Raw genomic sequence first — 19,533 nt, forward strand, 5'->3', positions numbered from 1 at the left:
GGCTATGTGAGCGCCGTCTACCTCAAGGGCAACGAGTACGGCGACCTGCCCGCTTCCGCGACCTGCTGACCACCATCACCTTTCACGAGTACGGGGGACACACATGAAGACACAGCTGCGTCGCTACGCCACCGTCCTGGTCATAACCGACGCCGCAGCCAAGGCCGGGCCGAGTGCTGGTTGCTCCCGCCCGACTCTGTTGGAGGTCCTCACCCCGGCATACCCCTCACGTATTTAGGTGAGAGACCGGAATCGGCGCCCCAGATAACTTCGGGTTGTCCGGTGCCGATTGGCTTGGTACGACACCTTTGAGATAAGGGGCAAGGCCAGATGACTAAGAGCGAAGAATCATTCATGACTGTCGAAGAGGCGCGCAGGATCTCTGCCCCGCTCTACGAGGCGTTGAACAAGCCGGGTGAGAAGAATGTGTCGGAACTCCTGGCCCAGGCGTGCAACGATGACTACCACTCGTATCACACAATTCAGGAATTCCTGACGCGTGACCAGTTGGCCGACGTGTTCAAGGCCATGGGAGAGACCGTGCCTGATCTGGCGTGGGAGGTGGTCGACATCCATGTGGTCGACGACATGATGGTCGTGCGCGGAGAAGCGACGGGGACGCCGGTCAAAGAATTCTGGGGCGCTGCTCCGACCGGCAAGTCCTTCAGGACGATGGCGATTGATGTGTTCACCGTCCGTGACGGAAGGCTGGCGAGGGGCTACCACATTGAGAATTGGGCGACGGCGATCCAACAGCTCAACGCATGACGGGGTTGTGATCACACCTGGCTTGCGGTCCTCAAGGTCTCGCTTGACCGATGCGGACGAGTGCTACTGAGTCTGAATGCGTGACGTCGGTCAGCCGTCCATGATCGTGCCCAGGGCCGGCGAGTAGGCGTCAACGAGGTCGGGGCGGTACTGGATTTGTTTGAGTCGCCGCTTGACCTCGGGTGAACTGGCCGAGGTAAGGCGGCGGCGAGGTTGCCGATCTCGCGCTTGGCCAGCGACCAGATGCCCAACTCCCGCATCCCGGTGGTCAGGGGCGGGAACTCATTGTCCACACTGGCAGGGCCCGGAAGTCCTTCGAGCCGAAGCCCTTCGGTTTTTCGTCGCGGCCGTGGTGGTCGCGGACGGCACAGATCAGCCGCGACCGCCCGCCCGGCTTGTAGCAGACCATCCCGGCCATCGACACCCGGCCGGAGCCCCGGCCGTGCACCCGCACTACCTTTCAGCGGCGGCAGCACCCCGCCGGAGACGAGGAGCGCCCCGCAGAAGTCGGACTCGGTCAGGCCCCCGCACTGCCGGGAGGAGGGACGGACCAACTCCAGGCTCCGAAAGGGCTGCTGAGCGTCCTCAAGATCCTCTTCAGCGACCGGCGCCGCACATGCCGGTTCTGGGACCGAGTTCCAGAAGTAGCGGCCCGCGGTATCAGCGGAGCGAGTAACTCCCACTCCTGATCGGTGAGTTCATGACGGCGTATTACCCCACCATGATCCACCACCCGATGATCTTTGAAGACGGACCCTAGTCCCTTGCCACAAGCCGGGGACGGGCAGCGGAGCGTAAAAGACTACCTTGCGCCTGCTGGCTCAGGCGTCTCCTCCGGACATCTCAGTACCATCTCAAGGGCGTCACCCGCGGCCCCACGGGTCTCAGCGGTCCTCGGGGAAGTCGTCGCCGTACATGGGCAGGCCGCTCAAGGACTGCGCCCGGGAGGCCTCGTCCTCGATCACATCCCAGTGCTCCGCCAGCAGGCCGTTCTCCATGCGGAGGAAGTCGGCGACGATCCACGGGGCAGGCAGCCCATGCCCCGTGAAACGTCCGCGCACCATGACCATGTCCCCTTCAGCCATGATCAGTTCGCATTCGTGGCGGAGGTCGGCCGGGCTGCTCTTGACCAGGTTGAAGAGTCCTTCCCGGCCCGGCGCGATATGAGCGCTGTGCTGGAGGTAGTCGGGGGACCAGAACCGCTCGGCAGCCGCGTAGTCCCGCTTGTTGAACAGAGTGTCGAAGGCTTCACGGACGATGGCCTTGTTCTTGTCTTCGGTGGTGCTCATGGAGTAGTTGCTTTCTATCTGTGGCTTGTAGAGGTGGCGGCGTGGCTGCGAGAGCCCTGGGGCGAACCACGGTGGCCGTGCCCCGTCCCGTCTGGACCGGGAATCTCACATTCCGGCGGGATGTTCAGGTGGTTGCGCTCAGCGCCTGAACGATGAACCGGGCGACGGCGACCGGCTGGGCGATGAAGGCGACGTGCGACCCGGCCATGGTCAGCGTGGTGGCGCCCATGCGCTTGGCCATGAAGGACTGGGCCTCCGCGACGATGGCGTTGTCGTGCTCGCAGAGCAGGTACCACGAGGGCTTGTCCTTCCACCCGGCTGCCGTGGCCTCCGCGGTCAGCGCGGCGAGGGAGATCGGCCGCTGCGTCGCGAACATGACGTCGGCGAGGTCGACCGGCACATCGCCGCAAAAGGTCTCGCGGAAGCCCTCCTTGCCGAGGTACACGTCGGGACCGCCGGGCGCACCAGGCGCGTCGTAGCCGGTGGTGTACGAGGTGGTGGACAGCATCGTGGGCGGGAAGGGCTCCTGTACGCCGACACAGCTCTCGCCGATCTCGAGGCCGAAGGCCGCGAGATACACCAGCCCCGCGACGTTCTCCGCCGCAGCGGCGACGTGGGAGATGACTGCCCCGCCGTACGAGTGGCCGACCAGCAGTACAGGCCCGTCGATGGCCCGCACCACGTTGGTCACGGCGGTGGTGTCAAAGGCGAGTCCGCGCAACGGGTTCGGCGCCGCGATGACGTCGCAGCCGACGGAGGACAGCTCGCGGGTCACTCCGCCGAAGCCGGACGCGTCCGCGAACGCGCCGTGCACGAATACAACCGTAGGGGTGGGGGGTTCGGACATGGGATTTGCTCCTTTCAGTGAGCTTCTAGTAGGCGGATGGGACGACACCCGACGAGGTGGCATCGCCAGTCGGTGAGACCGGTGCGCCGACTGTGCGATCGGGGCGCGGTCCAGGCGCTGTGCGGGCCGTGCGCGAAGACACGCACCGCACGCGGGACGCTGTGCGCGGCCAGCGCCGCGGCCAGGCGTTCCTGCGGTGGGGCGTCCTCGCCGAGCGCGATGATCCGCGAGGGATGGCAGGTCTCGGTCTTCATCGAAGTGATCGCCGCATCCGCTCACCTGCGCCGCACCGGCCCACGACGGGCAGGCCCGCGTCAAGCTCATCAGCCCGCCGCGGTACACGGCATCGCATGAACAGGTGAGCCCGGGAGGCGGTCGATCAGGACGAACTGGCCATGCCGCTGGATTCGGTCAGCCAGAGCGTTTCCCCGTGCCCGTGAAGCGCGTTGGTCAGCTGCACTCGGGACTGGATGTTGAGCTTCTTGAACACGGAGCGCAGATGAGTTCCGATGGTGTTGACAGAGATGCCGAGTTCGGCGGCGGCGGATTTGTTGGTGTGGCCGGCGCTGATGAGCGCGGCGACTCGTTGCTCGGCCTTCGACAGGGCGATCGAACCGGTGTTCGGCGTGGCGACAGCGCACCACTTCACTCGTCGGGCTCCTGCCTCGCGCATCGCCCGCTGCACCGCCGCGCGAGGATGGTGCGCACCTATCGTGTGGTACTCGTCCCAGGCGTGATCCAGCTGTTCCAGACCCTCGGTCCGGCGCCCCGCCGCCAGCAGCGCACGGCCCAAGGACTCGGCTCCGCCGGCCCGGAACAGCGGGCGCGGGCTGGCGGCGAGCATCTTCGCCGAGCGCTCGATCATCTCCAAGTCCCGCATACGGCGGCCCAGCAGATTCAGGGCGACACCTTCAAAGCTCGGCACCCCGGGATTGCGCGCGGCCGTGGTGTGCGCCGCCTCCGCCATGAGGTGGGCAAGGTCTTCTCCCGCCGGTGTGCTGCCGAGTTCCTCGTACCAGCCCGTCCACCATGGCAACAGCTGCCGGTACGGGCGGGCCCCGCCAGTGTCGCGGAGCAGTGGGAGCAGGACCTCCACCGCCGACTTCAGGTCGTCCTGAGCCGCACCCAGCCAGCCGCGCATCACCGCCAGGGCCGGATCGCGAAGGGCATCGTCGATGTGCGTCAAACCCTCCGCCCGCTTGAGCTGGGCAGAGGCGGTCTGCAGGTCGCCGCGCAACAGGGAGACCGCCGCCTGCACGACGAACGCCTCGAGCGCGAGGAGCTGGGTGCCCAGCCGCAAACCCAGCTCGGCCAGTGCCCGGGCGGCGGCGTCGGCGTCATCGAGGCGGCCGAGGTGGAAGTCCAACCACATCTGAGCCCGATGCACGGCAGGCAGCACGTCGGTGAGGCGCTCGCTGTCGGGGTGCAGTCGCCGCAGGAGTGCCTGGGCGTGTTCGTGGCGGTCCAGGGACTGCAACTCGGCGATCTCGTCCGCGAGGTGATCCGTACATGCCAGCGAGCGAATGTCCTGGTAGTGCCGCAGGGCTTGCAGATGCCGGGATTCGTTGCCGGCGGCGACCGCGGCCGCCCACAGTGCCAGCGTCACCGCTTCCCGGTCGCCGTTCGAACGAGCCTCTTCGAGCACCGCCTCGGTATGCCTTAGCGCCGTGTCGCCACGCGCGAGCCCGGCATCGGCCAGCGTTCCGGCGGCCTGCAGGCGCGCCGTGACCGAGGGCGAGAGCGTCGCCGCCCGCAGGGCCCGGCCGGTGCGTGCGCGCAGCTCGTCGACTCGCCCGCCGAACCACAGGGCGCTCGCCACGCGGGCTTCCACCTCGCCGAGGACATCGGCGTCACCGGTTTGCGCCGCGATCGCGTCGGCGACCGCGACGGCGTCGGTCGCGCGCTCCGTACGGCACAGCACGGCCAGACAGCGACGGCTGAGCCCCTGCCACTCCGGCTGCGTGACCCGGAGCGTGCGGAAGGCCAGGGCGGCGCATTCCCCGGCCTCGCCCGGGTTCGGATCGACGAGGGTCTCGGCCGCCGAGATCAGGATCGCCGCGGCCGCCGTATCACCGGGGCGGCATGCCTCGCGGGCGTGAGCGGCGGCCATCGGCACACGTCCTGCGGCCAGGCACTGGGCGGCGAGGGCCCGATGGATCTCGTGTCGGCGGCTTGCGTCGATCGAGGCGTAGACGGCCTCCCGGACGAGGTCGTGCCGGAAGCCCAGTGCGGCACCGTTCACGACCAGCAGGCCGGCGTCGATCGCCTGCTCGCAGGCACCCTCGCTGTCCACCCTCTCGTCACCGGCCGCAGCGCCCAGCAGCCCGGCTGCCTCCCGCGTCGGCAGAACGCCTCCCGCCACGGCCACGAGCTGCACCAGATGCCCGGCGACCTCGGGCAGTGCCGCCAGCCGATGCGCGATGGACCCGTGGAACTGCGCCTCCATCCTGTCGACGCCACCACCGGCCGTGTCACGGACGAGCTGGTCGATGAGGTGCGTCGCCAGCACCGGGCTGCCGTCGAGGGCGTCAAGGAACCGGCGGGCGCGCGTGCCGGGCATCCGGCCCAGCCGGTCGTGCGCCATCGCGACCAGGTCGGCGGTGGCCACCGGCCCGAGCGGAATCTCCTCGACCAGGATGGGATCACCGCAGACCAGGTCACCTTTCAGTGAGCTGTCGCGGCCCGCGAAAACCCACACGACGGGCAGCCCGGCGAGCCGCGAGACCAGAGTGCGCAACAGGAAGCGGCTCGTGCGGTCCACCCAGTGGACGTCGTCGAGCGTGATGACCAGCGGCTGCGCCTTCGCCGCCTCCTCCAAGTGGGTCGCGATACGTTCGACGAGCAGCAGCGGTTCGCTCGCGGAGACCGAGATCTCCTCGTACTCAGATGCCTCCAGCAGCGGGTGGCGCCCAGACCGCAACAGCGCGATGACCGGTGCCCCCGGACTCACCTGCTCGATCTCGTCGCACTTGCCGCCGACGACACGCAGCTTCAGAGCCGACGACTGTCGCCGCACCTCGGTCACCAGCGCCGTCTTGCCGATGCCGGGCGGTCCGGAGACCAGCAGCACCCCACCCCTGCCGTGCCGGGCGGCGGCATGGACGACCGCGAGCGCCCGCGCCATCTCCTCGCTTCTCCCACGCAGCGGCCCGAACATCTCTCACCCCGTCCTCGGCCGGACGTTCAGCCCGCAGCCGGCCCTGCCGCACTGCGGCGAAGGCGAGAGGGAAAGTCCCGGAACACCGACGAATCCCCGCTGCTGGCTCTTGATCGAAAGCTAACAGCGGGACCTGCGCGGAAGGCATCAGCAACTTGACTGCACTGGCCCACGCAGGCACCGGGCCGGACACGAGCGGCTACCCGCCGTCGGTGCTGTGCCGGTCGATGAGGTCGCGAAGCTGGTGCCGCCCCGCGACGTCGAGTTTGGGGTAGGAACGGTACAGATGCGATGCGACGGTGCGAGGCGACAGGAACAGCCGGTCGGCGATCTCGCTGTTGGTCAGTCCGCTGCCCGCCAGAACGACAATCTCGCGTTGCTGGGCGGTAAGTTCGTCCAGCACGCTCGTGGCATGGGGGGAGTGCGCGCTCACGCCGCAAGCGCGCAGTTCGGACTCCGCGCGCCGGGTCCAGGGAGTCGCACCGAGGCGGCGAAAGGTCTCCAGAGCCTCACCGAGGATGGGTTTGGCGTCGTTGATGCGTCGCTGTCGGCGCAGCCACTCCCCGTAGTCAAGTTGGAGCTGGGCGCGTTCGAAGGGCCAGGACTCACCGGCGGGGTCGGCCAGTGCCGCGGCGAAGTGCTTCTCGGCGGTCTCGGGGTCGGCGAGCAGACCTCGCGCGCGGGCCGCGAGCTGATCCAGCCGGGGACCTGGTGCGGGGCTGATCCGGGTCAGGGCGCGTTCCAGCAGTGTCCGCGCTTCCAGGAGGCGTTCGGCGCGGGCCGCCGCGGCGGCGAGGTCGGCGATGGCGAGGTAGGAGAAGGTGTGGTGCAGCGCTGTGCCGTCCTCGGAGAATTGCCGGCGAAGCTGCGCGTAGGCGGCGATGTAGTTGCCCTTGGCGAGTTCTGCGAGCCCCGCGGTGTGGCGGATTCTGGCCGCGTAGCCGCCGTATTCGGCGACGTCCACGGCCGTGTGTACGCGGGTCACCAGCGGCCCTACGTCGTCGAGGTCGCCGCGCATGGCCGCGACGGTGGCGATGGTCAGGTCGGCGGAACCGGCGACGGATTCCATCTTGTAGGCGGCGGCGATGTCGTTGGCCTCCCGCGCGGCGGCGAGAGCCTCGTCCCACCGGCCGCTGTCGATGTACGCCCATTCCAGCGCTGAGAGCACCCCGCCGCTGGCGCCACGCACTCCTGGGGCACGCAGCTCGGTGAGGTATTCGCACATCAGGCCGACCGCGATGTCGGTCTCGTTGAGGACCCAGGCGGCGGCGCCCACCATGCCGGGGTCGACGAGGGGCGCGTCGACCAGGCGGTGCAGTTCGGCGATGGTCTCGTCCCGGCCGACGTACGGGTTCGTGCAGGCTTTCAGCCAGATCCGGTACTCCCGCGCGATTCCCTCGGGCGCGGGGGCGGATCCGTCCAGGGTGTCGAGTGCGGCACGGGCCCGGGTGACGGTGGCGGCCTTTCCGGTCTGGTGGGCGACGGTGGCGGCCATGGAGGCGGCGCCCCACGCCACGTCCGGCAGCCGTTCCCCTGCCTCGGCGGCGAGGGCGAGGAGTGTTTCGAACGCCTCCGCGTGGCGGTTCGACCACTGCAGCGCCCAGCCGATGCCGAAGCGGGCGGCGATGCGGAGGTCCGGATCGGAGGTCAGGGTGAGTACGTTCTCGGCCAGTGCCAGCACCCAGTCGGCCTGCCCGGCGGACTGGGCGAGATCGGCGGCGGAGAGCAGCCGCCGGGCCTTGTCCCGGTCGCCGACGCTGAGCTCGGCGGCGCGTTCCAGCGCGGCCGCCGCCGCGGCGGCGCCGCCGCGGCGCTGTGCCTGGGCAGCGCTTGTCTCGAGGAGCGCTGCGATCTGCTCATCCGGTTCCAGCGCTGCGGCGGCCAGATGCCAGGCAGAGCGGTCGGGCTGGTCGCTCAGGGCGTCCGCGACCTGCCGGTGCACCGCGGAGCGTTCAGTGAACGGCGCGGCATGGTAGACGGCAGACCGGGCGAGGGGATGGGTGAACTGAGGGCCGTGTGCGTCCAGTCGGATCAGGCCGGCCGCTTCCGCTGGGGCCAGCGCGGTGGCCGAGAGTCCTGGGACGGCGGTCGCCACGTCCGGCCTGTCGGCCACCGCGGCGATCAGCAGGGCGGAACGTGCTGCCGCCGGCAGGGCCGTGAACTGCGCGGCCATCGCGGCGGTGAGCTGTGTGGTCAGCGGGAGCGGCTCGGCTACCCAGCGACGGCCCGCGTCGGGATCCTCCGCGATCACCTTCGTGAGCTCGATCAGCGCCAGCGGATTGCCGGCCGCTTGGGTAAGCACCTGTTCGCGGGGCCTCCCGCGCGGCGGCTCCGGCTGTGCGTCCAGCAGCCGGCCGGCGTCGGGCAGGTCCAGCGGCGGCAGCGCCAGCTGCGGAAACCCGCGTTCGAAACCGGCCGGGGGGACCGTCCCGCGTGCGCTGAGCAGCAGCACCAGCGGCTCCGACTCCACACGCCGGGCGGCGAAGGCGAGGGCGTCGAGCGACGCGCGGTCGAGCCACTGGGCGTCGTCCACCCAAACCAGGAGCGGCTTGTCGTCCGCCAGCTGGGACAACAGGGTGAGCACGGCGATCCCGGTCAGCAGGGCGTCCGGGGGCGCCGGGTCCTCTGAGATCCCGAAAGCACCGCGCAGCGCGTCGGCCTGGCGGGCCGGCAGCGCGTCCATTCGGTCCTGCACGGGGCGCAGTAGCTGGTACAGCCCGGCGAACACCAGGCACTGCTCCGACTCGCGGCCGGTGGCGGCGAGGGTGCGCACCCCTGCCGACCGGGCATGCGCGGCCGCCGCGGCCATCAACACAGTTTTGCCCATCCCGGCATCGCCGAGGAGCAGCAGTCGGCGGCCCTCCGGATAGGGCGGGCTGACAAGACCGCGGAGCCGGTCCGTTTCCTCCCGCCGCCCGACCAGCTTGGAGTCCTCGCCGGTCATCCCGGGTACGTCCCTCTCACCCGCTCGAGAATACGCCCACGGTCGGGTGCTGCGCGGTCTGCGCGTCGCCCCTTCCGGTGTGCAGTGAAGTTGCGGATACCGTACGGCCGTCGCCCAGCCCCATCGTGGATACATGGATGACGTTTACGGTGAGCTGTGGGATGTGGGGTCGTGATGCCTTACGTCACAGTCGGCCGGGAGAACACCGGGGACATTCAGATTCACTACGAGGACCATGGGGTGGGCGCGCCTGTCGTCCTGGTCCACGGCTACCTGGCCGACGCGTACTCGTGGGAGAAGCAGGAGGCGGCCCTGCTGGCCGCCGGATACCGCGTCATCAGCTACGACCGGCGCGGCGGCGGTGCCTCCAGCCGGCCCTCCACCGGCTACGACTACGACACCCTCGCGGCGGACCTGAACAAGCTTCTGCAGGTGCTGGATCTGCACGATGCGGTGCTCGTGGGCGTGGGCGCCGGAACCGGCGAAGTGACGCGCTATCTGGGGGTCTACGGGCAGGACGTGGTCCGCGGTGCGGTGCTGCTGGCGCCGCTGCTGCCCCATTCACCGGCCACCCCGGACGGGATCAGCCTGCTCGGCCTCGACGACTTCCTCAGCCAACTCGCCACTGACCGCCCGGCCGCCATCAAGACGTATCTGGACCAGTACTACAACCTTGATCTGCTGGGCGGAAGCGTGGTCAGTGACCAGGCGTGGCAGAGCAGCTTCCACACGGCACTGCGGGTGTCCCCGGCGGCGGCGCGGGGATGTGCGGTCGCGTGGCGCGAGGACTTCTGCGCCGATGTCGCGCGCATCACCGTTCCGGTGCTGATCGTGCAAGGCGACCACGACCGGATCACGCCGCCCGCGGCCGCCGGCGACCGTCTGGCTGCGCTGCTGGCCGACGCCCGCCATACCGTGATCCCGCAGGGCGGGCACGCCATCACCTGGACGCATCCGAACGACGTCAACCGGGCACTCCTCGACTTCCTCGGCGCCCTGTGAGCGCGGCCGGTCCAAGGCCGGGTTCACAGGCAGCGTCCAGGCGTTGTGCCGGACCCGTTTGACCAGCGGTTATCTGGCAGCTGTTTCCATTGGATGGTGACGCTCAACGGCGCTCTCGTCCTCGCGCGCACGGATTGCGTTGGCCAGTTGAACACGCGACTGCACCTGCAGCTTGGCGAAGACGGAGCGCAAGTGTGTTGCCACGGTGTTCGGCGAGACACCAAGTTGTCGGGCGACGGATTTATTGGTGTATCCGGCGCTGATCCACTCGGCGACCCTCGTCTCCGCTTCGGTGAGGGCCGCCAACCCGTGGGTGGGGCGTGACCGGTTCAGCGTCCATGGCCTGTTGCGGTCGCGGATGCCGGCCTCTCGAGCCGTTTGGCGCAGCCGTTGCAGTCCCCTGCCTGCTCCCATCTGCGAGTAGAGCTTCCAGGCCCGCTCCAGGCAGGCCGTGCCTTCGCCGCGGTCTCCGTCTCGCAGCAGCTGGGTTCCGCAGTCGGCCCAGGCTCCTGCTCGCAGGTCGAGCCGTGGACTCGATTCGAGGACCTCTGCGGCGTGCCTCAACCGACTGCCTTGGCCCTCGGCCAGTCCGATGGTCTGGAGAGCCACCCCTTCGTAGCTGGCGACGCCCGGGTTTCGCGCTGCCGCTTTCTGGGCGAGTTCGAGTGCGCTCTCCAGGAAGTCGGTGTTCCCGGCCGCGATGCCGATCGCGACGTGGTCGCGCAATGTCTCGGGCATCCATGCCCAATAGCCCGTGTGCTGCATCGGTGAGAGGAGTTCGATCGCTTCCGCCGCGCGGCCCTCCTGGGCGCTGATCCATCCGCGAACGACCGATGGAGCGCCGCCGAGTCGGCTCTTGGCGGTGTGTGCGTCGCCGCGGAGCAGGGCGATAGCGGCGTACAGGGCGGTGGCATCGTCTCCGTAGGCGGCGGTGCCGTGCTCGCGCGAAGCTGAGATCAGATTCCGCGCCTGCGTCTCCGCCTCGTCGAGGCGGCCCAGGGCGAAGTCGCACCAGAGCGATGCGTGCATGAGTGACGGGGGTGTGCGGTCGCGCGGCGAGTCGGTGAGCAGAGTGGTGGCCTCGTCCAAGTGGTCCAGCATCAGCAGTTCGAGGATCTTCTCGGGAAGCGGGCCGTCGGTCGTCTCCAATTCCCGGTAGAGCGCCAGCGCCTCGGTGTGGTGGCCCGAGTGGCGCGCGATCTCGGCGGCTGCCCGGCGCGCCAGTGGCGTGTCCTCCCGTGGCAGGACGTCGTGGGCTGCCTGAGTGTCGATCCCGGCGAGGGCCCACGCGCGCGAAGCGAGGAGCTTGGTCCGTGCTGCCGGATTCAGTGTCGGAGCGGTGAGAATCTCCTCCACCGCGCTGGCGTGTTCCACGGCCAGCCCGGCGGCCAGGCGGGCCGGTCCGAGGAGTGCGTGAAGGCGGGCCGCGTCTTCGGCGTCGCGGCTAGTGGCCAGCAGAGAGTCGCCCGTTGACACAGCTTCGGCGGCATACCCGGSCGTGCACAGTACCTCCAGCAAGTGCTCACCGGCCTTGTGCCACAGGTCCGAGTCCGGGGGCAGAAGTTCGAGACCGTCGCGGGCGAGATCGACCGCCAGGCGTGGCTGGTTGATCGCGGCTTCGTCAGCCGCACGTCGAAGGATCTCCACGCGTGCGGTGGTGTCCAGGCCGTTGGCGTGCCGTACATGTGGAGCTGTGGTCAGGGCGCTGTGTCCCGTCGCGAGCAGAAAGTCGACGCACGCCCCGTGGAGCCGGCTCAGGGCGGCTGCGGAGAGTCCGGTGTAGACGGTTTCCCGGACCAGTTCGTGTCGGAAGCTGATCTGGTGGCCCAGGTCCGCCAACAGCCCGGAGGCGAGTGCAGCCTCCACTTCGGTCCCCCGACTGTCGGGGAGAAGTCCGGAGAGTTCGTCGATGGCGAAGGGCCTGTTCAGGACGGCGGCTATCCGCACCACGTCGGCGGTGGCCGGGCTGAGGGCGTTCATACGGCGGCGAACTTGCGCGACGAACTCCTCCGGGATGCGGTCCAGCACTCCCCGTGCGAAGCCCTCGGTCAGCCGCACAGCCAGCCCGGGGTTGCCGTCGATCCTCAGCAGCATGGTCCGCTGTGCCTCGTTCGGTCGTCGGCCCAGGCGCTCCTGCGCCAGTTGCACGGTGTCGGTGCCGTCGAGGCCGTCGAGCCGGATGTCCAGGTCAGGCTGCCGTCCGAGGCCGAGAGAGTCGTCTCTGCTGGTGAACAGCCAGACGATGGGTGCGCGCACGAGACGGGGCGGGAGCGCTGTCAGCGCGGCACGGCAGAGCTCGTCCACCGCGTGCACGTCGTCAATGGCGATCACCACAGGGCCGGTGACACCTTCGAGGTGTTCGCCGATCCGGTCCAGTAGGACCAATGGCTGGTCGCAGAGCCGGGCGAGGTCCGCGAGTTCTCGGGGATCCACCAGCGGCCGGTCACCCGAGCGGAGCGCCAACAGGAGCGGTGCGGCCGGCTGGAGGTGGACGTCGTCGGCCTTGCCCATCGCCACGGTGAAGCCCATGGTCCGGGCCTCGGCGCACAACGCCCCGAGCAGCGCGCTCTTGCCGATCCCGACTTCCCCGGTGATGTGGATGACCGAGCCTCGGCCGGATTGCCTCGTCCGCCGCAGCTGAGCGAGTCCATCCCCCATAGGCCTGGAACGTCCGTAGAGGCTTCGGCCGTTCATCATGTTCCTCCCGCGATGGGTTTCCGGAGCACGGTGAACGTAGGCGGAGCCTCGGTCGTGGTGCGTCAGTACGTTGACTAGTCACCGCCCGTCGCGCCGGACGATTCGAGCAGGCAGCCACGTTGTCGTGATGCTGTAGGCGCGTTGCGCGAGAGGCCCTCGCGGCTGACAGGCCTCGGTCGGCTACCCCATTCATGTGAGGGTGCCGTCAGGCACACACGCCTACGCTCCTGTCCATGACTCTGAGATTCGGGCTTTTCGGTGCCGGCTACTGGGCCGCTGCAACCCACGCGCCCGCGCTATCGGTCGCCCCCGACGCGGAGCTGGTGGGTATCTGGAGCCGCGACCGCGAGAAAGCCGAGGCCCTGGCCACCGTGCACGGCGTCCGCGCATTCGCCGACGCGGACCGGCTGATCGCTGAGGTCGACGCGGTGTCGTTCGCGCTGGCTCCCGATGCTCAGGCGGCCCTTGCCGTCCGGGCGGCGCAGGCGGGGCGGCACCTGTTGCTGGAGAAGCCGCTGGCGCTGTCGGATGCCGACGCCGCGGCGGTGGCGTCCGCGGTGTCGGCAGCAAATGTGGCTTCCGTGGTCTTCTTCACCAACCGTTTCGCCCCGGGCGGCAGACAGGCCGTGGAGGAAGCAGCGGGCGTGGGCGGATGGGACGGCGGGCGGGCCACCGTAATGTTCTCGATCTTCGGTCCGGGCAGCCCGTATGCGCGGTCGGCCTGGCGCCGCGCCAAGGGCGGCCTCTGGGATCTCGGACCGCATGTACTGTCGCTGTTCACACCGGTCCTCGGCCCCGTAGACGAGGTGTCCGCCATGGAGGGGCCGCAGCGAAGCATGTACGTCAGCCTTCGGCATGCGGGAGGCATGGTTTCGACGATGGCGCTGGGTTTGGACGCCCCGCCGGCGGCCAACGGACTCGAGATCGCCCTCGTCGGATCTAAGGGGGTCGTCAACCTCCCTGTGGAGCTGGGGTCTGCCGTGCCGGCGATGGCTGCGGCGATCAGCGAACTCGTCCAGGTGGCCACCGCGACCGAGCCCAGCCATCCCTGCGATGTGGCGTATGGCAGGCAGATCACCAACGTGCTCGCCGCGGCCGAAGCGTCCGCGGCGAGCGGCCGGGTGGTCAGGTGTCGCCCAGAGCTGTCCTGAGTTCCGCCCGTGAGGTGATGCCGAGTTTGGGGAACATCCGATAGAGGTGGTAGGCGACGGTGCGATGGGAGATGCACAGTCGCTCGCCGATCTCCCTGTTGGACAGTCCGGCCACCACCATGGTGGCGATCTGCAGTTCCTGCGGGCTGATTTGGTCATGCTGGCTGGTGCGCGGTCCGCGAGGCCTCTCGCCCGACGCCCGCAGCTCCTGCTCGGCCCGGTCCCGCCAGGCGGCCGCTCCGAGCGCCTCGAACAACTCGCGGGCGGTACGCAGATGGGACCGGGACTCGGCAGACCTGCGCCGACGCCGCATCCATCCGCCGTAGGCGAGCTTCAGCCGTGCGTAATGGAACGGCCAGCGGCGCAGATCGTCGGTGAGTGTCTTCTCGAACAGCTCACCCGCCTGGTCGTCCGGTGTCAGTACCGCCGCGGCGAAGGCCAGGTTCACCTGCCCGAACGGTGCGATCCGTGCGCGGTCCCGGGCAAGCTGGGCGCTGACCCTCAATGCCTCCTCCTGATGTCCGCTGTGAGCGGCGGCATCGGCCAGGTCGGCCAGCGCGTAGTGGCGCAGCAGGTGGTTGTACGCCTGGTCCCTCGGTTCGTAGATCCGTTGGAGGTGCTCGTACGCCTGCTGGTAGTTGCCGACCCCGAGCGCCGCTGTGCCCCGGGCGAACTGTAGGTAGGCCATCGCGGAACTGGTGGCCGCCGGCAGCAGTACCCGTTCGGCCTCCTGGGTCAGCTGCGCGAGGGTGTCGGTGTCACCGCACAGGGCGGCCACGACCGCCTGCGGCACCTTGGCGAGCGCGACCCAGCGGTATTGTCCCGCCTCGACGGCCACCCGCTCCGATTCCTCCGCGGCGGCGCTCGCCGCGGACCAGTCACAGGTGTAGATGGCGCAGTAGGCGTCATGGTTGAGTGCTCTGACCAGTGGGCCCAGCCTGCGTTCTGAGCGCAGTTGGGGAATCGCGCCGGCGAAGAGGGCGCGGGAGCGCTCGAACTCGCCGACCAGGGTCCCGGCAATGCCCAGATGGGTCCGCTCCAGTGGCCCGAGGTCGTGGCCTGGGGACAGAGCCGCGACCGTCTCGCGGACCGTACCGCCGTACTCGTCGGGAGCCGCGAACGCGAGGAYGGACTGAAGCGTAGGGTGGTCAGACCGGTCTACGAGACGGTAGGCGCTCTCGGCAACCAGTCGGCGTACCTCGGTGCCTGGGTCGACCCACCAGCATCGGCGGGCTGCACCGAGCATCACCTCCATTGCCAGCTCGACCGCGCCGGCCTCGGCGACCTGGCCGGCCAGGCGTACCAGATGGTGCACCCGCTGGGTGCCGTCGGCCGGGCTGTCTTCCAGGCTCTCCTCGAGGAGCGCCAGCTTTCCGCGCTCCACGACGGCCATGTCAATGCGCGACAGGCGGTTGACATACCTCTCCACCGACGCCGGCCGGCCGAGGTCGAAGCACAGTTGAGCGGCTCGCAGAAGTCGTGCGTCGCGGGTGCGCGCGGTCTCGCTGACTTCGGCGGCCCGTTCCGCCGCGGTGATCGCGAGGGTGATCGCTGCCCGGCGCTCCGCCCGAGTCGCCGCCGCGTCCAGTTCCGTCGCGACGCTCTCATCGGGCCCCAGGGTCGCCGCGGCCCGGTGCCACGCCTGGCGATCCGGATGGCCGGACATCACGTCGGCGAGGCAGGCATGCGCCTGGACGACCTGGTCGAGGTCGGCGCACTGCTCGATGGCGGAGCGGACCAGCGGATGGCGGAACCGAAGACGGGCCGCCTCCACATCGATGAGCTGGGCTGACGCGGCCGCCGTGAACGCGCGGGCATCCGTTCGGGTCCCGAGAAGCAGTGAGGCCGCTTGAAGTGTTTCGGCGGGCGCGCCGCCCTCGTTGAGCGCTGCGATCAGCAAGACGGTCTTGTCGGGTTCTGGGAGCTCRCGCCAGCGCGCCGCGAACGCCTCCTCGATCCGCTCGGTCAGCGCCGGCCCGTTGGGTGAGGCCGCCGACGTGGGGCCCGCGTATCGGGTCAGCTCGGTGAGCGCCAGCGGATTTCCCAGTGAGACCGCAAGGAGCTCCCGCACACGGGCATCGGAGAGTCCGGGCGTACGGGCCTCGATCAGGTCCCGAGCTGACGCCTCGGTGAGCCCGTCCAGCCGCAGCTCGGGCAGCCCGATGTCCACGAGGGGTGTCTCGTATCCATTGCGCAGCGCCATCACCATGGCGATGGGCTCCATATCGATACGCCGGGCCACGAAGGCCAGGACGTCGCAGGTCGCCGAGTCCAGCCAGTGCGCGTCGTCGGCGAGCACCAGCAGGGGTTCCGTGGCCGCGGTATCGCCGAGCAACTCGGTGACCGCGAGGGCTACCAGGAACCGATCGGGAACGTTCGCGTTGCTGTGGCCGAACGCGGTCAGAATCGCATCGCGCTGCCGCTCCGGAAGCTGGGCGATATGGCGGCGCAGCGGAAGCAGTAACTGGTGCAGGCCCGCGTACGGAAGCCGCGATTCAGCTTGGATCCCGGTAGTCGTAAGCACCCGCAGGGATCGACGCGAAGCGCGCTTCAATGCCTCTTCCAGCAGTGCGGATTTGCCGATACCCGGCTCGCCGATCAAGAGGAGTGCGCCCCCGCACTCGTCCACGTCTTCGATCAGGTCCGCGATGGCTCGCTCTTCCTCATGCCGGCCGAGCAGCATGATCAGTAGCCTTGCCGGTTCTCGAAGACGCGGCGTGGATTGCCGACGAGCATCGTGTCGATCTGGTCCTGAGACACCCCGCGCGCGAGCAGGGCCGGCACGACGTCGCGCACGATGTGAAGGTATCCCCACTTGGGTAGGTCGCGGTCGATCGCGTCCTGCGGGAGGGCGTCGTCGAAGCAGGAACTGTCGTGCGACAGGAGGAGCTGCTCGTGGTAGCCGCGAGCGCACAACTCCGCTACTACGTCCACCCGTTCCTCGAACGGCAGGAACACGTCGACCCCGAACCGGTCCATGCCGATCCACGAGCCCCGGCTCAGCAGCTGCTCCAGATAGGCGAGATCCGTGGTGTCTCCGCAGTGCCCGATGATCACCCGGCTGAGGTCGACGCCCTCTTCCTCGAGGACCCGCTGCTGATCCAGCCCGCGACGCGTCGCCGAGTCGGTGTGGGTCGTGATCGGTGCGCCGGTGATCCGGTGGGCGCGTGCCACGGCGCGCAGCACTCGTTCAACGCCGGGGGTCAGTCCCGCCCTGTCGGTGGTGCATTTGAGGATCRCCGCCTTCACGCCGGTCCCGGCTATGCCTTCCTCGATGTCGCCCACGAACAGGTCCGTCAGAGGCTCGGGGCCGCCGAGCACGGTGCCGGGGCCGCTGTAGATGAAGGCGTGTTCGATGTCCGACAGGACGTAGAGGCCGGTCGCCACGACGATGTTCAGGGGTGTCTGCCGTGCCACGTGTGCCAGGCGCGGGATGTTCCGGCCCATTCCGACGACCGTGAGATCGACGATCGTGCTGACGCCGGCCTCGTAGAGCTCGTTGAGCTTACCCACGGCGTGCGCTGTGCGATCGGCCTCGTTCCATGCCAGTCCGTCGGGGAGGGTCCAATTGGACTGCACCTCTGGCGTGGTGACAAACACGTGCTCATGCATCAGCGTCAAGCCCAGCGCGTCGACACCTACAGGGCCACGCATCGTGGCGATGTCCGACGCCGAGGGGCCGGTGCCAGCGCTGACTGCGTCCAAAACGCACTCTCCCTACGAAGGGCTGGTGAAGGTGGGGGCATACTGCCAAGACCCGGGCAGCACGAACCTTCACCCATATGGGTGAGGCGAGAACCCCGCCCCCGGCCCCGGACGAGGCCTGATGCCGGGCGTTTGCTTCACCTGCACATGCGACGCGGTCTCCGTCAGGCCGAAGCCCTTGGGCACCTGGCCAACAGACCGATCCCGCGCGGGCACAGTTCGCCGCCCCCTTCGACCTCGCCCGCCGCGAACCTTTCGTACGCGCTCCGCCGTGGCTACGACACTCTCGCCCCTGCCTTCAACTCGTCGGCTGACGAAGGACGGGCCAGGGCGGACGGTCACCGAGGCGGGCGCCTGGGTGACCGTCGGCCCAAGAAGGGTGCGGTAGGGCCTGCGGGCAGCATGTACGAGCAGGCCCGGCGGCCAGGGGACGCATCGGCGGCGACCTGCCGATACTCGGTACTCACAGCCAGGCGTTGACGAGGTTCTTGACCGGGTCGCCTCCCTCGCGGGCGAGGTAGAGGGCTTGCGCGCTGACCCAGAGGACGGTCGTACCGATGAAGTCGGGGTAGCGCTCGCGCATTGCGTTGAAAAAGTCGACCGGCTTGTCGTACCGCTCCAGCGCGGCTTCGGCGTCGTCGAGGTAGCGGCGATGCTCCGTGATGAGTCGGGGTGCGTCGTCGTCAAGGGTCCGGTCCTGATGGCTTGCGACGATGCTGCGGGGCGCCAGTGCGGCGACGGCGTCGACGGCTTCGCGCCAGGCCGTAAAGTCACCGTCCGGCGACTCGGCCAGGTACTGGTGGACACCGTTGTAGATCACATCGCCGGCCACCACCAGGCCGAGGTCCGGCACGTGCAGGACCGTACAGTCCTCGGAGTCCGCGTGTCCGACCTCCACGAGGTTCAGTTCGTGGCCCTCGAGATCGAGGCTGTCGCCTGGAACGGTGACCGCGGTGACGGGGGACGGGGGGATCTGACCTGGCCACATCTTGTCCCACAGCACTTCGCGGGCGCCCAGGTTGCCATGCATCTGCTGGATGGTTCCGACGGAGGCCACCACCTGGGCGCCGAAGCGCTCGGCGAGCATCTCGGCCGTGAACCAGTGGTCACCGTGTCCGTGGGTGGCGACGATGTGGGTCAGCCGCTTTCCGGTCGCCTCGACCCAGTCGCCGACCGCGTTCGCCTGAGCGGTCGTCAGCGGTGGGTCGACCAGCACGGCGTCGGAGCGGCCCTGGATCAGGGTGACGGCGATGGGCTGGTACATGCGAGGCACGCCGTTGGGTAGAGGCCCGGAACCGTTCATGGGCATGGGGTCGGCCACGAACACGTCGTAACCGAGGACTGTTTCGGTGGACATGCGTTTCCTCCTGCTGGGGGTGGTGCTACGGCGACCGGACAGGGAGTTCCGTCTGCGTGGCTCCCCTCCGCGGGATGCGATCCACCAGCAGGGTCGTTCAATGGTCGGCTGCCCGTCCCTCGTACGAATGGGTGAGGCTGCGCTCAACCGACGTTGATGTCGCGAGCGATGACAGTCCCAGGCCGTACTGCCTTCGTGGGGATCGAACGGCCCGAGTAACGCCTCTACATCGGCACCGACTTCCTCGCCCTCACGCGATCAGCGAAACACCACGCCCATGGAGGTGACCCTCCGAACCCGGAGCGGACCCCGTCACTCGTTCATGTGATGCCGAATCCGGGGGCCGGCGGACCAGTATCGCTAGGGCCGGCAAGCAATCGTGGGCGACAGCCCGAAGCGACTTTCACGCTCAGCCGCTGCACCGACGAGAAACACAGCGGCCGGCAATTCAGCGAAAGGAGTTCCCACATGACTGCGAGCAAGACCGTGGTCCGATTGCGGCCGATCGCCGCGGACTGGGAGTGGCAGATGTCCGCGGCCTGCCGGGGAGTGGACCGCGAGTGGTTCTATGCGCCGCAGGGCGAGCGTGCCGCCGCCCGCCGGACCCGCGAGGCCC

12 protein-coding genes are annotated in these 19,533 nt (G+C 69.0%); 3 read left to right on the plus strand and 9 right to left on the minus strand.

Annotated elements, in window-relative coordinates; genetic code table 11:
• The first annotated feature begins 330 nt into the window (after positions 1-330).
• Positions 331-768: an ester cyclase gene (locus EAO75_RS43740; protein WP_148000711.1), complete on the plus strand. Its 438-nt coding sequence runs from the start codon at positions 331-333 to the stop codon at positions 766-768.
• An 884-nt stretch (positions 769-1,652) separates the two neighbouring features.
• Here EAO75_RS43740 and EAO75_RS43750 read toward each other — a convergent pair.
• The 5 genes from EAO75_RS43750 to EAO75_RS43765 all read right to left on the minus strand — a co-directional run bounded on the left by EAO75_RS43750 (position 1,653) and on the right by EAO75_RS43765 (position 9,005).
• Entirely contained in the window at positions 1,653-2,057 is a 405-nt protein-coding gene (locus tag EAO75_RS43750) for an ester cyclase (protein WP_148000712.1), read from the minus strand.
• 124 nt (positions 2,058-2,181) lie between these two features.
• Positions 2,182-2,904 carry an alpha/beta hydrolase gene (locus EAO75_RS43755; RefSeq protein ID WP_187284843.1) on the minus strand — a complete coding sequence of 241 codons (723 nt, stop codon included), beginning with the start codon at positions 2,902-2,904 and terminating at the stop codon, positions 2,182-2,184.
• Between the two features lie 14 nt (positions 2,905-2,918).
• The gene (locus EAO75_RS46345) at positions 2,919-3,158 is read right to left on the minus strand and encodes a hypothetical protein (RefSeq protein WP_187284844.1); all 240 of its coding nucleotides are present in this window, start codon (positions 3,156-3,158) and stop codon (positions 2,919-2,921) included.
• Positions 3,159-3,283: 125 nt separating this feature from the next.
• Complete coding sequence (locus EAO75_RS43760) at positions 3,284-6,061, minus strand: helix-turn-helix transcriptional regulator (RefSeq protein ID WP_148000714.1); 2,778 nt, start codon at positions 6,059-6,061, stop codon at positions 3,284-3,286.
• Positions 6,062-6,260: 199 nt separating this feature from the next.
• Positions 6,261-9,005 (minus strand): AAA family ATPase, encoded by a 2,745-nt coding sequence (locus tag EAO75_RS43765; RefSeq protein WP_187284846.1) that lies wholly within the window; start codon positions 9,003-9,005, stop codon positions 6,261-6,263.
• A gap of 174 nt (positions 9,006-9,179) precedes the next feature.
• Here EAO75_RS43765 and EAO75_RS43770 point away from each other — a divergent pair, with 174 nt between their 5' ends.
• A complete protein-coding gene (locus EAO75_RS43770) occupies positions 9,180-10,007 on the plus strand; it encodes an alpha/beta fold hydrolase (RefSeq protein ID WP_148000716.1) in 828 nt (275 codons plus the stop codon).
• Positions 10,008-10,076: 69 nt separating this feature from the next.
• Here EAO75_RS43770 and EAO75_RS43775 read toward each other — a convergent pair whose 3' ends face one another.
• Positions 10,077-12,704 carry a LuxR C-terminal-related transcriptional regulator gene (locus EAO75_RS43775; protein ID WP_148000717.1) on the minus strand — a complete coding sequence of 876 codons (2,628 nt, stop codon included), beginning with the start codon at positions 12,702-12,704 and terminating at the stop codon, positions 10,077-10,079.
• 233 nt (positions 12,705-12,937) lie between these two features.
• Here EAO75_RS43775 and EAO75_RS43780 point away from each other — a divergent pair, with 233 nt between their 5' ends.
• Positions 12,938-13,855, plus strand: a complete 918-nt coding sequence (locus tag EAO75_RS43780; protein WP_148000718.1) for a Gfo/Idh/MocA family protein — start codon at positions 12,938-12,940, stop codon at positions 13,853-13,855.
• Here the strand turns inward: EAO75_RS43780 and EAO75_RS43785 are convergent.
• From EAO75_RS43785 to EAO75_RS43795, 3 genes are all read right to left on the minus strand, one after another.
• Entirely contained in the window at positions 13,830-16,538 is a 2,709-nt protein-coding gene (locus EAO75_RS43785) for a helix-turn-helix transcriptional regulator (protein WP_148000719.1), read from the minus strand. The two genes, EAO75_RS43780 and EAO75_RS43785, sit on opposite strands and share 26 nt — an antisense overlap.
• A gap of 2 nt (positions 16,539-16,540) precedes the next feature.
• Positions 16,541-17,509, minus strand: coding sequence for a phosphotriesterase (locus EAO75_RS43790; protein ID WP_148000721.1), 969 nt, complete (start codon positions 17,507-17,509; stop codon positions 16,541-16,543).
• Positions 17,510-18,023: 514 nt separating this feature from the next.
• Positions 18,024-18,917, minus strand: coding sequence for an MBL fold metallo-hydrolase (locus tag EAO75_RS43795; RefSeq protein WP_148000720.1), 894 nt, complete (start codon positions 18,915-18,917; stop codon positions 18,024-18,026).
• Between the last annotated feature and the right edge of the window lie 616 nt (positions 18,918-19,533).

The organism is Streptomyces sp. UW30 (assembly GCF_008042075.1).
GTDB lineage: Bacteria > Actinomycetota > Actinomycetes > Streptomycetales > Streptomycetaceae > Streptomyces.